Source organism: Streptomyces montanisoli (assembly GCF_017813245.1).
In the GTDB taxonomy this organism is placed as follows: Bacteria; Actinomycetota; Actinomycetes; order Streptomycetales; family Streptomycetaceae; genus Streptomyces; species Streptomyces montanisoli.
In genome coordinates, this window is the sequence record NZ_JAGIQL010000081.1 from 15,200 (window position 1) to 29,466 (window position 14,267).

The window sequence follows — 14,267 nt, forward strand, 5'->3', positions numbered from 1 at the left end:
CCCTGATCCTGGGTGGGGGGCGCCTGGCGGCTGGCACCGTCAGGCGCCCCCACGATTAGCCGTACCGGAGGGGCAATGACGCACGTTGTACACCATAATGGCCATCTTCGTATCATTTCGGCACACGACGGAATCGTGTGGCCACTTCTGCTCGGCCGACTGTCGTCAGAACGAGTGGTCTTGATCTCCGGCGCAGCTGGTCCCGATAATCGACTGTGCTGCTGGGATGCAACCTCGGGAGACCTCCTGTGGGCCACTCATGAGGGAGAACTCTGCCACGGCTGTTTCGATTTGTCTGCCGTCACTTGCAACGGGAAAAACATCTTGGCTGCCGCGACGGAGAGTGGGGTGCAGCGATGGGATCTGCCCTCGGGAATGCTCCTAGAAGCCACCGAGGAGCTCGCCCTGGGGACCATCTGGGGGCTCGATTCTTACGCGACGGGCGATGGTAAAATTCTGCTCGTCGGTGCTGGTAACGATCACCTGCTGCATCGTTGGGATGCTGAGAGCGGAACAAAGGCGGGAGCCCCTCTCGCCGGACACCGAAGCAGTGTCAAGTGCGTAGCGTCTAAAGCTGTTCCTGGACGCGGCACATTGATCGCATCAGGGAGCGACGACGGGACTGTCCGTAGATGGGACGCAGCTAACGGGGAGTTCCTCGGTGTCAGTAAAGTGATCAACGCTGACATCCTTGACGTCGACCTCCTGGTATCCAAATCAGGCGTCTTCCTCCTCACCTGTGGGGATAGCGATGGCGTACTGCACCGGTGGGACGCGGCTACTGGGCAGCCTCTCGGGGCGCCCATCGAGACCGGTGAAATGGTGGGCTCCCTTGTTTCCGTCGATGTCGTAGGCGAACCGATGATCATCGCCTCGTCCGAAAGCGGCCTCGTTCGCCAATGGCACGCCCTGACCGGCCACCTCGTTGACGAATCCCCTGCGGGTATGTCCGTTGCCGCGATGGTGCAGGCTGACGGGCGTGTGCTCCTTGCAACGGGCACTGAAGATGGCGAAATCAGCCTCCGCATGGTATGACGGCTGGTCGCCTTCTAGCCGGGCATTCGACGGAAGTACCCCCTTTGGCGGTAGAATTCAAAGGGGATACTTCCGCATGAATGCTCCTTCGAGAGGGCATAATTTTGTGACGCAGGATCCAGTGAATTCATGGTGCGGAGATGCGCATACAACGGATTCTGCACTCGTCCGAACACTTCTCTGGGATTTCTTCTCGGAGCAGCGGGAGGCAATCCTTTCTCTGGAGCGGGAAGAGCAGGAGTATGCGCCCCCATATGATGGCGCACCGGCAGAGATGGGGGCCTATGCCCTGGCTAGCGAAGTATTCGTCCACAAGGGATCCTGACTCCGCTTCTGCACGCACCCCGGTTGGATGAAGACCTAGCAAAGCGTTGCGCACACTTCCTGGAGTGCCTCCTCGGGAGTGGCCGGCCCTCCATTCACGAGATGGCCAGCATCAGGATCACTGACCACTTGCTCGGATATCCCGAGAACTGGCCGAAGTTCCGGAAATATGCGGGTGAACTCTTGCTTCGCGAGGTAAAAGAACGACAGCAGTACTATAAGGGGCCACCTCTGTAGCTGTTTATCCTGTGGACATCTCCTCGCTCGCCAGCTTGGCAGCAGCGGAACAGGCCTGCACAAGGCCCGATTCGATAGTGGCCGCAACTCTCGGTGGTCATGGAGATCTTCACCCAACGCGAGGGTGCCCATGTGCGTCAAGTACGAGTGGTTCTGGGCGGACGTGGAACGACCTCAGCCGCACGCAAGACCGGCCTGTTTCCGTCGAACCGTCAGATTCAGTAATTATCGGTTAGCGGCCAGATGCTCAGCACCCTTTCAAGGCGGTTGTATGCATCGTCGAACCACGAGTCGTCCAGTGGCACTGTCACGGTCACCGTTGTCAAAGTCATTTCCTTGTCCCTGACAGTGACTCGGAAGTACTCTCCCTCCTCGTCACGTTCGATGGACAGGTCAGTACCTCGCACATACTCACGCCATGCGATTTTCTGCCCCGCATCAAGCGCGTCAAGGCAATTCTGCCACTCGGTCAAGTCTGAAGGAAACAACCAGTCGCTCTGCTTTCCACTCACAAATGGCGTGTCAACCACAAATTCGCACGTCAATGTGTCTTGTTGCGGCGTTCTCCCTGTGACGCGAAGGGTGACGCTGTTACCATCTCCGGTCAGACGAATCAGATCGAGCGGTCCGGCAGTCATTGGTACTCCTTTGGCAAATTCATACCGTCCGACCAGTGGCGAGCGGGCATGACATGCGCTTTCCCGCACTCATCCTTGTCCGTACCGTTCCCCGCCTGCGTGCTGGCAGCAGCGCATGCACCGGCGCGGGTTCCTGCCGCATTACCAGCGCGCGCCCCGACACACAACACCGCACAGTATCTCCTGTCACCGGAGGCGACCAGGATGTCCTTCCGGCTCCCAGTGGGCAGGTCCCAGGGCGTCCCGGCCGCGGCCGACCCGAAACCTCCAACCAGGTGTGAGATTCGGCATGTTGGCTTCCCGTGTCGCTCGCGTGACGGCGTTCGCTCGGATTGTGGAGGGCTTTTGACGCTTCTGTAGGAACGAGTGAGGGGTGGGGCTCATGGATGAGGCGGACGGCGACAGAGTGCCGAGCGCGCGCGGGATGCGTGCGTACGCGGCGGCCTTCGTGGCGCGGGTGACGGCGCGCAACCGGCTGCCGCTGGACTACTCGGTGGCAAGTCTCCGTGTCGTCGACTTCGTCGTGGACGGGCTGCGCAAGAGCGGAGCCGACCCGGAGCGGGCAGGAGAGATGCTGCTGGGGCTGGGGGCGTATGTGGGGGAGGTGCTCGTGCGCCGGGCGGGTGCCGTGTGGGTGGACTTCGACGACAGGGAGCAAGACTATTTCGGCCAGCCGGTGGGAGTGCGCATGCCGGACGGAAGGGTGTGGAACCCGCTCGGGAAGGTCCGCAACCGCTTCGAAGTGGGCGGCCCCGCCGAGTCGTTGCAGACGTTCTGGCTGAGGCTGCACGGCCGGGCCCGAAGACACCCCACCGCCCTGACGGGCGCCGCCCCGTCGCGACGGCACGAGCCACCACCGGGCCGCCCGGTCATGCAACCGCTGTGACCGGCCGGTCCTCGGCGATCAGCGACAGCGGATCGCCGAGGGCGCACCGAGGCTCACTCGATGGCCATCCTGAGGTGGTTCCCCCGGCATGACCCAGTCCGTGCGGAGACGGTGGAGGACTCGACCTCCGACACCATCGGAACGGAGAAGGACTACACCTACTCGGGTGTGGGCACTGGGTTTGGCTCGTCGGTTAGGTGACCCCCGAAATTCCGACACCCGGACGCCGGATGTTTGGTCACTGAGGGAAGTCATCTCGTTCGTCATGCAGGGGCCGACTCCCGCCGCGGCCGGAAGTCATCGGCTCCCGTCCCGGCGCCCCCAGGACTAGGCTCGATCCCGGTCCGCAAACCCGCCGTCTTGCATGGCGGACACGCCGGACCGTCAGACGCCGGCGGGACGAGACAGCGCACTGCCGGACGACGGGACGAGGAGAACCTGGGATGACGTCGGCGCCGGGCCGCCGCAGCAGCACGTTCACACGCCTGCTGCGTCAAGGATTCACCGACCCCTCCGCCGCCGAGCGGTTCCTCGACATGCCGGCCGTCGCCCCGATAAGGGCCGACCCGCTGCTCCTCGACGCCCTCGGCGCCACCGCCGATCCCGACCTCGCGCTGCGCGGGCTCGTACGGCTCGCCGAGGCGCACGAGAGACCCGAGGAGCGGCGGGTGCTCCTCGACACGCTGATCACCGCGAAGCCGCTGCGCGACCGGCTCCTCGGCGTGCTCGGCGCGTCCGAGGCGCTCGGAGACCACCTCGCGCGCCACCCGGAGGACTGGCGGGTCCTCGCGACGTACGAGTCGGCCGACCTGCACCCGGGCATCGCGGAGTTCGAGCACGAACTCGCGGGCGTCGAGGACGCCGTCGAGTTGCGTGTCGCCTACCGCCGCTGCCTGCTGGCCATAGCGGCGCGCGACGTGTGCGGCACCACCACCGTCACCGAGGCCGCCGCCGAGCTCGCCGACCTCGCCACGGCCACCCTGCGCGCCGCACTCGGCCTCGCGTGCGCCGCCGCGCCCGAGGACGCCGCCGCCTGCCGGCTCGCCGTCATCGCCATGGGCAAGTGCGGCGGCCGCGAGCTGAACTACATCTCCGACGTCGACGTGATCTTTGTCGGCGAACCCCCCGAGGGCGCACGGGACGTGGACGAGAACACCGCGCTGCGCGCCGCAACCCGCCTCGCCTCGCACCTGATGCGCATCTGCTCGGAGACCACCGTCGAGGGCGCCATCTGGCCTGTCGACGCCAACCTCAGGCCCGAGGGGCGCAACGGCCCGCTCGTGCGCACCCTCAGCAGCCACCTCGCGTACTACGAGCGCTGGGCCAAGACCTGGGAGTTCCAGGCGCTGCTCAAGGCCAGGCCGGTGGCGGGCGACGCCGCGCTCGGCACCGCGTACGAGGACGCCGTCGCGCCCCTCGTCTGGCAGGCCGCCGAGCGGGACCACTTCGTGCCCGACGTCCAGGAGATGCGCCGCCGCGTCATCGACCAGATCCCCGTCGGCCAGGCGGAACGCGAACTCAAGCTGGGCCCCGGCGGGCTGCGGGACGTCGAGTTCGCCGTGCAGCTGCTCCAGCTCGTGCACGGCCGCAGCGACGCGTCCCTGCGCAGCGGCACCACGCTCGACGCGCTGCGCGCCCTCGCCGCGGGCGGCTACGTCGGACGCACGGACGCGGCCCAGCTCGACGAGGCCTACCGCTTCCTGCGCACGGTCGAGCACCGCATCCAGCTCTACCGGCTGCGCCGCACGCACCTGATGCCGGACGAAGACCACGACCTGCGCCGCCTCGGGCGCTCCATCGGGCTGCGCACCGACCCCGTCGCCGAGCTGACGCGGGAGTGGAAGCGGTACACGGCGGTCGTGCGCCGCCTGCACGAGAAGCTGTTCTACCGGCCGCTGCTCGACGCCGTCGCCCAGCTCGCACCGGGCGAGATCCGGCTCAGCGCCAAGGCGGCGGGCCAGCGGCTCGAAGCGCTCGGCTACGCCGACCCGGTGGCAGCGCTCAGGCACCTGGAGGCGCTGTCGTCCGGGGTGACGCGCAAGGCGGCCATCCAGCGCACGCTGCTGCCCGTCCTGCTGGGCTGGTTCGCGGACTCCGCAGACCCCGACGCGGGGCTGCTCGGCTTCCGCAAGGTCTCCGACGCGCTCGGCAAGACGCCCTGGTACCTGCGGCTGCTGCGGGACGAGGGCGCCGCGGCCGAGAACCTGGCGCGCGTGCTGTCCGCCGGCCGCCTCGCCCCCGACCTGCTGCTGCGCGCGCCGGAGGCCGTCGCGCTGCTCGGCGACCCGGAGGGGCTGAAGCCGCGCGGCCGCGCCGGTCTCGAACAGGAGATCATCGCGGCGGTCGCCCGCTCGGACGCCGCGGAGGGCGCCGTCGCCTCCGCGCGCGGGATGCGCCGCAGGGAGCTGTTCCGTACCGCCGCCGCCGACATCATCGGCTCCTACGGCACGGAGGAGAACCCGGTGGAAGCGGACCGCGGTGCGCTCGTCGACCGGGTCGGCGGCGCGCTCAGCGACCTCAACGCGGCGACCATCGCGGGCGCCGTGCGCGCCGCCGTGCGGGAGCGCTGGGGCGACACCCTGCCCACCAGGTTCGCCGTCATCGGCATGGGCCGCTTCGGCGGCCACGAGCTGACCTACGGCTCGGACGCGGACGTGCTGTTCGTGCACGAGCCCTGGGACGGCGTGGACGAGCACGAGGCGGCCGTCGCCGCATCGGCGCTGGTCACAGAGGTGCGCAGGCTCCTCCAGGTGCCGACGGCCGACCCGCCGCTGCTGATCGACGCCGACCTGCGGCCCGAGGGCAAGAGCGGCCCGATCGTCCGCACGCTCGCCTCGTACCGGGCGTACTACCGGCGCTGGTCGCTGGTGTGGGAGAGCCAGGCGCTGCTCAGGGCGGAGCCGGTGGCGGGCGATCCGGGCCTCGGGGAGCGGTTCGTCGAGCTGATCGACCCGCTGCGCTACCCGGAGCGCGGCCTGTCCGACGACGACGTGCGCGAGATCCGCCGGCTCAAGGCCCGCATGGAGACGGAGCGGCTGCCGCGCGGCACGGACCCGAACCTGCACACGAAGCTGGGCAGGGGCGGCCTCTCGGACGTCGAGTGGACCGTGCAGCTGATCCAGATGCGCCACGGCCACGAGGTGCCGGGCCTGCGCACCACCCGCACGCGCGGCGCCCTCGCGGCCGCGCGCGACGCGGGACTGATCAGCCCGCAGGACGCGGCGACCCTGGACGAGGCGTGGGTGCTGGCGACGCGCGTGCGCGGCGGCGCGATGCTGGTGCGCGGCAGGCCGGGCGACACGTTCCCCTCGGAGAGCAGGGACCTGGCCGCCGTCGGCCGCTACCTGGGCTACGGCCCGGGCCGCGTGGGCGAGATGCTGGACGACTACCTGCGCACGACGCGCAGGGCGCGGGCTGTGATGGAGGAGGTCTTCTACGGCTACGAGGCGCCCTGACGGCCGGGTTACGCCAGGTCCGCCGCAGCGGGCGGCTCGGCGCCCGTGCCCGGGCGGGCGGCCGGCTCCACGCAGCGGGCAGGCTCCGCACGGAGCGAGGCCGCGCGGTCCGGACCTTTACGGGCACGGCCCGGCGTGCCCGAACGAACCTGTGCCGAGGCGGGCGCACGGCGGCGGCGCCGCGGATCCGGACCGCCGGACACAGGCACCGCGCACGTCACCCGCCGCGCACCGCGCACGTCACGCGCGGCGCACGGCGGGACGGACGTCCACGGTGGGATGAGCCCGCACGGCGGGAAGGGCCGCACGGTGCGGTGCTGGCCTCGCAGGCGCCGCGCACCTAACCCCGGGCGCCCAAGGACGCGCACGGCGGACGAGCTCGCACGGCGGGGAGGCCCGTACGGCGCGGTGCGGGCCTCGCAGGCGGGGCGGACCCTACCGCCGGGCGCCCGCCGAGCTACGCGCCCGCTGGTTGCGCGCGTCTCGGTGCGCGTTCCTTGACCACCCGCGGCAGCCGGTAGGGCGCCGTGCCGTACCACAGGCACGACAGGCCGTAGCCGAACGCCAGGCAGACCACCCCGCCGAACGCGTCGAGCCAGAAGTGGTTGGCCGTCGAGACGATCACCAGCAGGGTGAAGACGGGGTAGCAGGCGCCGAGGATGCGTGCCCACGGCGCCTTCGCCAGCGCGTAGATCGTCAGACCGCACCACAGCGACCAGCCGATGTGCATCGACGGCATCGCCGCGTACTGGTTCGACACCGACTTGAGGTCTCCCGTGGAGTCAGATCCCCACGTGTGGTGCACGACCACCGTGTCGATGAATCCATTCGTCAGCAACCGCGGAGGCGCGAGGGGGTAGAGGTAGTAGCCGAGCAGCGCGATGACGGTCTCCGCCGCGAGCACGAGGCGCGCGGCCGCGTACCGGCCGGGGTGGGCGAAGAACAGCCACACGAGCACCCCGATCGTGATGATGAAGTGCAGCGTCGCGTAGTAGTAGTTCATCGCCACGATCAGCCACGTCACGGAATTGACGGCGTGGTTGACCGACTGCTCGACGGCGATTCCGAGGTGGTGCTCCGTCTGCCAGATCCAGTGCGCGTTGTGCAGCGCCTTGGTGCGCTGCTCGGGAACGGCGTTGCGGATCATGGAGTAGATCCAGTAGCCGACCGCGATCAGCAGGACCTCGAACCAGATGCGCGGCTTGCGCGGCCTCCTGCAGCGGCGCAGCCACCTCCCCATGGCCGCCGCCGCGCCTCCGGCAACCGGAGTCGGTGCTTCCGCCGTTGCGCGCGCGTCGGCCGTCCTCGCCCCCTCGTCCACGACGGGTGACGGTGCGGCCGTGAGACTCGTCCGCCTGTCCACGGTCGGTTCACCCATGGCACAGCAGTCTGCCAGATGGTCTCCACCGAACCGATCACCCGCGGCTCCGGATCACCACCCGTTTGCCGCACCTTGGGCACACGATGACCAAAACGAGGGCATGTCGCGCCGACGAGCGCCGAATCGGGGGAGTCCGGACGTCGCCATCCGCGCAACACTCGACCACGTGTGCGTACTGTTACCGTTTGATCACGGAAAGCCAACGCCTCCGGCGCCTGAAGAAACAGGGACGACATGATCGAGCCGCCCGCTGCCTCCGCCCGCGACGCCGCACCCCCCGCCCTCCCCGAACTCCCCGCCCCCCTCGCCCCGTCCGAACCCCGCACCCCCACGGAACCCTTCGCGCCCCGTGCCGCCGAGGCGGACGGCTCCGGCGCCCGGCACGGCTGGTGGCGCGGCGCGGTGATCTACCAGGTCTACCCGCGCAGCTTCGCCGACGGGAACGGCGACGGCATGGGGGATCTCCCGGGCGCCCGCGCCCGGCTGCCGTACCTCAGGGATCTCGGCGTGGACGCCGTCTGGTTCAGCCCCTTCTACGCGTCGCCGCAGGCGGACGCCGGCTACGACGTGGCCGACTACCGCGCCGTCGACCCCGCGTTCGGCACTCTCCACGACGCGGACGCGCTGATCCGCGACGCGCACGCGCTCGGCCTGCGCGTCATCGTCGACCTCGTGCCCAACCACTCGTCCGTGCGGCACGAGTGGTTCCGTCGCGCCCTCGCGGAAGGGCCAGGCTCGCCGCTGCGCGAGCGCTACCACTTCCGGCCGGGAAGGGGGACGGACGGCGCCCAGCCGCCCAACGACTGGGAATCCGTCTTCGGCGGCCCCGCCTGGACGCGCACCACCGACCCGGACGGCACACCGGGCGACTGGTACCTGCACCTCTTCGCGCCGCAGCAGCCCGACTTCGACTGGGAGCACCCGGCCGTCGCCGAGGAGTTCAGGTCCGTCCTGCGCTTCTGGCTCGACATGGGCGTCGACGGGTTCCGCGTCGACGTCGCACACGGCCTCGTCAAGGCCCGTGGCCTGCCCGACATCGGCGGCAGCGGGCACCTGCGGCTGCTGTCCGGCGAGGTCGTGCCGTTCTTCGACCAGGAAGGCGTCCACGAGATCTACCGCGACTGGCGCGCCCTCCTCGACTCGTACGCGGGCGAGCGCATCGCCGTCGCCGAGGCGTGGACGCCCACCGTGGAGCGCACCGCCCACTACGTACGCGACGACGAGCTGCACCAGGCGTTCAACTTCCAGTACCTGGAGACGCCGTGGGACCACGCGGCGCTACGCGCCGTCATCGACCGCTCGCTCGACGCGATGAACGAGGTCGGCGCGCCGGCCACGTGGGTCCTGTCCAACCATGACGTGTCCCGGCACGCCACCCGGTTCGCCTCGGGCCCCGGGGCGGGCCCGCAGACCCGCGATCCGGGCGATCGCGCGCTCGGCCTGCGCAGGGCCAGGGCCGCGACGCTGCTCATGCTCGCCCTGCCCGGCTCCTCGTACCTCTACCAGGGCGAGGAGCTCGGCCTCCCCGACGTCACCGACCTGCCCGACGAGGTGCGGCAGGACCCCTCCTACTTCCGCGGCGACGGGCAGGACGGCCTGCGCGACGGCTGCCGCGTCCCCATTCCCTGGACACGCGAGGGCGGTTCCTGCGGCTTCGGCGCCGGCGGCAGCTGGCTGCCGCAGCCCGCGTCCTGGCCGGAGCTGAGCGTCGAGGCGCAGACCGGCGACCCCGGCTCGACGCTGGAGATGTACCGTGCGGCCCTCGCCGTGCGCCGCGACCACCCGGGCCTCGGCGCGGGGGACGGCGTGGAGTGGCTCGGCGCGCCCGAGGGCGTCCTGGCCTTCGCGCGTCCCGGCTTCGTCTGCACGGCCAACACCACCGCGAGGCCCGTACGGCTGGCGGCCCCCGGCAGGCCGCTGCTGTCGTCCGCGCCGCAGGACGGCGCGGACGCGACGTCGGGCGGGCACGCGACGTCGGGCGGGCACGCGACACCGGGCGAGAACGTGACACCGGGCGAGCCCGTGGTGCTGCCGCCCGACACGACGGTGTGGTGGTCGCTCACGCCGGCGCGCCCGCGGGCAGCCACGGAACAGCCACGCAAGCCCCACTGAACTTCCACGTAAGGGCGACGGAACGCGCCACGGACGTGGCGTTTTCCGGTCGCCGGTAGCCGGGCGCACCAAGCGCCGGGCCAGAATGGCCCCATGGTGGTTCATCTCCCCGACGAGACGACCAGTTTCGTCGGTCGCGCGGCCGAACTGGCACTGACCGACACGTCGCTTGAGGCGAACCGGCTCGTCACGCTGACCGGCACGGGCGGCGTGGGCAAGAGCCGGCTCGCGCTGCGCGTGGCGCGCCGGGCCGCGGACCGCTACACGGACGGCGCGCGGTGGGCCGACCTGTCCACGCTCCAGTACGACCGGATGCTCGTCGCCACCGTCTCCGAGGCGGTCGGGCTGCGCGACCACACCCTGCGCGAACCCGTCGAGGCGCTGTGCGAACGGCTGTCGGGGCAGCGGGTGCTGCTGGTGCTCGACGCGTGCGAGCGCGTCGCGGGCTCGTGCGCGGACCTCGTGGCCGACCTCATCACCGCGGCGCCGGGACTGAGCGTGCTCGCCACCAGCAGGCGGCCGCTCGGCATCCGGGGCGAGCGGGTGATCGAGGTGCCGCCGCTGCCGCTCGACGGCGAAGAGGAGGAGGCGCTGCGGCTGTTCCGCGACCGCGCCGCGGACGCCGCGCCGCACACCCCGCTCGACGACCCCGCCGGGCTCGCGGCGGCGGGCGAGATCTGCCGGATCCTCGAAGGCATCCCGCTCGCCGTCGAACTCGCCACCGCCCGCCTGGCGGACAGCACCGTCGAGCAGATCGCGCACCGCCTCGCCTCCCGCGTCACCGAGCCGGCCCGCCCGGCCGGCGGGCAAGCGCCGGACGAGGACGGCGACGACGCGCCCGGACCGGGGCCCGGCCGGTTCGGCCTCCTCGTCGACCGGACGGGCTGGCCACGCCACCACCGCGCGATGCTGACGGCGGTCGGCTGGAGCCACGAGCTGTGCACCCCGCTCGAACGCCTCCTGTGGGCGCGGCTTTCCGTGTTCCACGGCGACTTCACCGCCGAGGACGCCGCCGCCGTCTGCGCGGGCGGCCCGCTCGGCGAGGACGATGTCGCGCGGGCGCTCGCCGGGCTCGTCGCGCAGTCCGTCGTGGGGGTCGAGGACCCGGCCGAACGGGACCGTACGGCCCTCGCCGACGCGCACCCCGACGCCGCCGGGCCGGCCGGGACCCTGCCGCCGCCCGGCCCCCGCTACCGGATGCTGGCCACGCTGCGCGAGTACGGCGACATGTGGCTCGCCGAACTCGGCGGCCAAGGCGCGCTCGCCGACCGGCACGCGCGCCACTTCGCCGGCCTCGTCCGGCAGGCGTACGCGGGCTGGCTCGGCGCCGACCAGGTCGCCTGGTACCACAGGATGCGCGACACGCACGCGGACCTGTGCGCCGCGCTGAACCACCTGCTCGCCACCGACCCCGAGCGCGCCACCGAAATGGTGGGCGGCGTCGGCTTCTTCTGGACGTGCTGCGGCCACCTGCACGAGGCCCGCCTCTACCTGGAACGGGCGCTCGCCGCCGACCCGAAGCCCCAGCCTGACCGCACCCGCGCCCTGTGGGCGCTCGGCGTCACCCTCGTACTCCAGGGCGACCTGGACGGGGCACGCGTGCTCGGCGAGCGGTGCGCGGCGGCCGCGTGGCGGGACGGCAGCGACGAGTCGACGCTGTCGGCCTGCTACCTGCAGGGCCTCACCTGCCTGATGATGGGCCGCCCGCTCGCCGCCCACGCGCTCACCGAGCAGGTGCTCGCGGCCCTGCCCGGCGGCCCCTTCACCTCGCAGTCGCGGCTGCGCTGCCATGTGGTCGAGGTCTTCTCGCTGACCGCGCTCGGCAGATTCACCGAGGCGCGGCGGACCGCGGAGGAGCTGCGCGCCGCATGCGCCGAGCGCGGCGAGTACTGGGCCCGCGGCTACGCCGACTACCAGCTGGCCCTGGTCCACCTGTTCTCCGGCCACCCGCACGACGCCGAGGGCTACGCCCGCTCCATGCTGGGCGGCAGGGACGCGCTGCTCGACAACTTCGGCACGGCACTCGGCCTCGACCTGCTCGCCGCCGCCCTCGCCGCCCAGGGCGCGGGGGAGCGCGCCGCCCACACGTACGGCACCGGCCAGGCGTTCTGGCGCACGGTCGGCCATCCCCAGCGCGGCACACCCGAGCTGGCCGACGTACGCGCCGCCTGCGAACGCCGGGCCCGCGAGGCCGCGGGCGACGCGGCGTACGAGGCGGCCTTCCACCGCGGCCTGGTCGACGACCTCACCACGGGCCTGGGGCGCGCCCTGGACGGCCATCTGCCGGGCCGCACCGCGTGATTGGGTCCCGCCGGGCCGCGTGAAGGGCGCCACGCGGGACATCTGTCAGGTATGACGTCCACAGACGTGCAGCCTCAGCCGGAAGACGACAGACACCGTGCGCCCGCGGCGCGCGGGCCGCGGTGGCGCAAGGCGCTCATCGCGGTCGTCGCCGTACTCGCGCTGCTGTTCCTCGGCACCCGCATCCACCTGCTGCCCGGCTTCGGCGGCCTGTTCGGCGAGGAGAGCCACGACAGGACGGGGCCGACACTGCTGCGGTCCATCCAGGACCTGAACCGCTACGAGGCCGCTGAGGGCAACTTCCAGGTCGTGGTCGACCTCCAGAAGGACGCCAAGTTCCTGCCCGACGCGATCCGCGGCACCCGCACCCTGTACGTGGGCGCCGGCACCGTCAGCTCGTACGTCGACTTCTCGGGGATCGGGAAGGACGACGTCACGACGAACGCGGACCGTACGGCGGCGACGATCCGCCTGCCGCACGCGCGGCTCGGCAAGCCCGCACTCGACCCGGACCACTCGTACACGGTCGACAAGCAGCGCGGGCTGCTCGACCGGCTCGGCGACCTGTTCTCCGGAAACCCGGACAGCGAGCAGGCCGTGACGAAGCTCGCCGCGCGGCACATCGAGGACGCGGCGAAGGACAGCGAGCTGGCCAAGCGTGCGGAGACCAACACCACGGCGATGCTGCAAGGGCTGCTGCACTCGCTCGGCTTCACGACGGTCAGCGTCAGCTACCGGTAGCCACCGGCAGCGCCGCCGGCGCCGGCGCCGAGCAGCCCGAGCTGTTCGGCGAGTTCGCCGAAGGGGCCGTCGGACGGCGCCCCGGCGAGGACGCGCGCGAGCAGCCCGGCCATCTCGGCGTCGTGCGAGGCGCTGACGGCGGCGAGTGCGACGAAGCCGTGCACGAGCTGGAGTTCCACCTCGGAGCGCGGTATGCGGCGGCCGTCGAGCCAGACGCGCGCCGTCGACTCGGCGAGCGCCACCCAGGACCTGACGACGAGCTGCAGGCGCGGCGGCGGGTTGTGGGAGGCGTCGAGGTGGGCGAGCATCCGCTCGTAAGCGGCCTCGCGCACCCCGTCGAGCACGGCACTCGCGCCGCCCGTGCCGGTGTGGGCGGGCGCGCCGCGCACGAGGGCGGCGAAGCCGGGCCCATGCTCGTCGAGGAAGTCGAAGAAACGTTTCACCACGCGTAGCAGGCGCTCGCCGAACGGCCCCTCGCGCGGTTCGTCGAACCGTGAGACGAGATCGTCGGCGGCGCGGTGCAACGCGGCGGCGTACAGGCCCTGCTTGCCGGGGAAGTAGTGGTACACGAGCGGCCGCGAGATGCCCGCCGCCGTGGCGATGTCGTCGAGGGAGACGTCCTCGGGCGAACGGCGTCCGAACAGGTCGAGTGCCACGCCGATCAGCTGCCGCCTGCGCTCCTCGACACCCATCCTGCGCCGTCCGCGGGGCGCCGGGGTCGTCACCGTCGTCATGGGAACAGCCTAACGGGCGGCGCCCGGCACAAGTCCGTTACGCTCCCGGTTCATGAGCTCATCAGACCACGAGGACGTGGAGCAGGACGCGGGCGACGAGGTGGTCGCGGTGGGCCTGACGCCACGTCAGGCCCGCATGATCAGGGTCACGATGGGCTGGGTGGTGCTCGCCGGGATGGCGATCCTGCTCTGGATCCGCCTGGAGCAGCGCCACTCGGTGCTGGTGATGGGCGTCTACGGCCTGGCGATGGTGGTGTGCGGAGTGGTGATCGAACTCAGCCGCCACGGCAGGACGAGGCTGGGCACGTACCTGCTCGGCCTGGTCCTGGTGGCCGCACTCGGGGCGGACTGGCTGCTGCCCTGAGGCCGGCCGCGCGGGCGGCCGCGCGCGGCGCGGCGCGCCGGCGCCAGGTCGGGAGAGCG

The 14,267-nt window shown here is 71.2% G+C and carries 10 protein-coding genes; 7 read left to right on the top strand and 3 right to left on the bottom strand.

Annotated features, from left to right (window positions below):
* Nucleotides 1-348 precede the first annotated feature (348 nt).
* The gene (locus tag JFN87_RS19475; RefSeq protein ID WP_307865519.1) at nt 349-1,035 is read left to right on the top strand and encodes a WD40 repeat domain-containing protein; all 687 of its coding nucleotides are present in this window, start codon (nt 349-351) and stop codon (nt 1,033-1,035) included.
* Nucleotides 1,036-1,814: 779 nt separating this feature from the next.
* On the opposite strand, the gene JFN87_RS19480 is transcribed toward JFN87_RS19475, so the two are convergent.
* On the bottom strand, nt 1,815-2,234 hold the full coding sequence (locus tag JFN87_RS19480; RefSeq protein WP_209341702.1) for a DUF5959 family protein: 420 nt from the start codon (nt 2,232-2,234) through the stop codon (nt 1,815-1,817).
* Between the two features lie 382 nt (nt 2,235-2,616).
* Between JFN87_RS19480 and JFN87_RS19485 the strand changes: the two genes are divergently transcribed.
* Together JFN87_RS19485 and JFN87_RS19490 are read left to right on the top strand one after the other, a co-directional pair.
* Nucleotides 2,617-3,120 (top strand): hypothetical protein, encoded by a 504-nt coding sequence (locus JFN87_RS19485; RefSeq protein ID WP_245180407.1) that lies wholly within the window; start codon nt 2,617-2,619, stop codon nt 3,118-3,120.
* A gap of 443 nt (nt 3,121-3,563) precedes the next feature.
* On the top strand, nt 3,564-6,575 hold the full coding sequence (locus tag JFN87_RS19490; RefSeq protein ID WP_209341707.1) for a bifunctional [glutamine synthetase] adenylyltransferase/[glutamine synthetase]-adenylyl-L-tyrosine phosphorylase: 3,012 nt from the start codon (nt 3,564-3,566) through the stop codon (nt 6,573-6,575).
* 457 nt (nt 6,576-7,032) lie between these two features.
* Here the strand turns inward: JFN87_RS19490 and JFN87_RS19495 are convergent, their stop codons facing one another.
* On the bottom strand, nt 7,033-7,953 hold the full coding sequence (locus tag JFN87_RS19495; protein ID WP_209341708.1) for a phosphatase PAP2 family protein: 921 nt from the start codon (nt 7,951-7,953) through the stop codon (nt 7,033-7,035).
* A 237-nt stretch (nt 7,954-8,190) separates the two neighbouring features.
* On the opposite strand from JFN87_RS19495, the gene JFN87_RS19500 reads away from it, so the two are divergent.
* The 3 genes from JFN87_RS19500 (at nt 8,191) to JFN87_RS19510 (ending at nt 13,110) form a co-directional block, all read left to right on the top strand.
* Nucleotides 8,191-10,068, top strand: a complete 1,878-nt coding sequence (locus JFN87_RS19500; protein WP_209341709.1) for a glycoside hydrolase family 13 protein — start codon at nt 8,191-8,193, stop codon at nt 10,066-10,068.
* A gap of 93 nt (nt 10,069-10,161) precedes the next feature.
* Complete coding sequence (locus tag JFN87_RS19505; protein WP_209341710.1) at nt 10,162-12,369, top strand: ATP-binding protein; 2,208 nt, start codon at nt 10,162-10,164, stop codon at nt 12,367-12,369.
* A 51-nt stretch (nt 12,370-12,420) separates the two neighbouring features.
* Nucleotides 12,421-13,110, top strand: coding sequence for a DUF4230 domain-containing protein (locus JFN87_RS19510; RefSeq protein WP_209341711.1), 690 nt, complete (start codon nt 12,421-12,423; stop codon nt 13,108-13,110).
* Here the strand turns inward: JFN87_RS19510 and JFN87_RS19515 are convergent.
* The gene (locus JFN87_RS19515) at nt 13,101-13,844 is read right to left on the bottom strand and encodes a TetR/AcrR family transcriptional regulator (protein ID WP_245180409.1); all 744 of its coding nucleotides are present in this window, start codon (nt 13,842-13,844) and stop codon (nt 13,101-13,103) included. The genes JFN87_RS19510 and JFN87_RS19515 overlap by 10 nt on opposite strands.
* Nucleotides 13,845-13,896: 52 nt before the next feature.
* Between JFN87_RS19515 and JFN87_RS19520 the strand changes: the two genes are divergently transcribed.
* Nucleotides 13,897-14,208, top strand: coding sequence for a hypothetical protein (locus JFN87_RS19520; protein ID WP_209341713.1), 312 nt, complete (start codon nt 13,897-13,899; stop codon nt 14,206-14,208).
* The last annotated feature ends 59 nt before the right edge of the window (nt 14,209-14,267 follow it).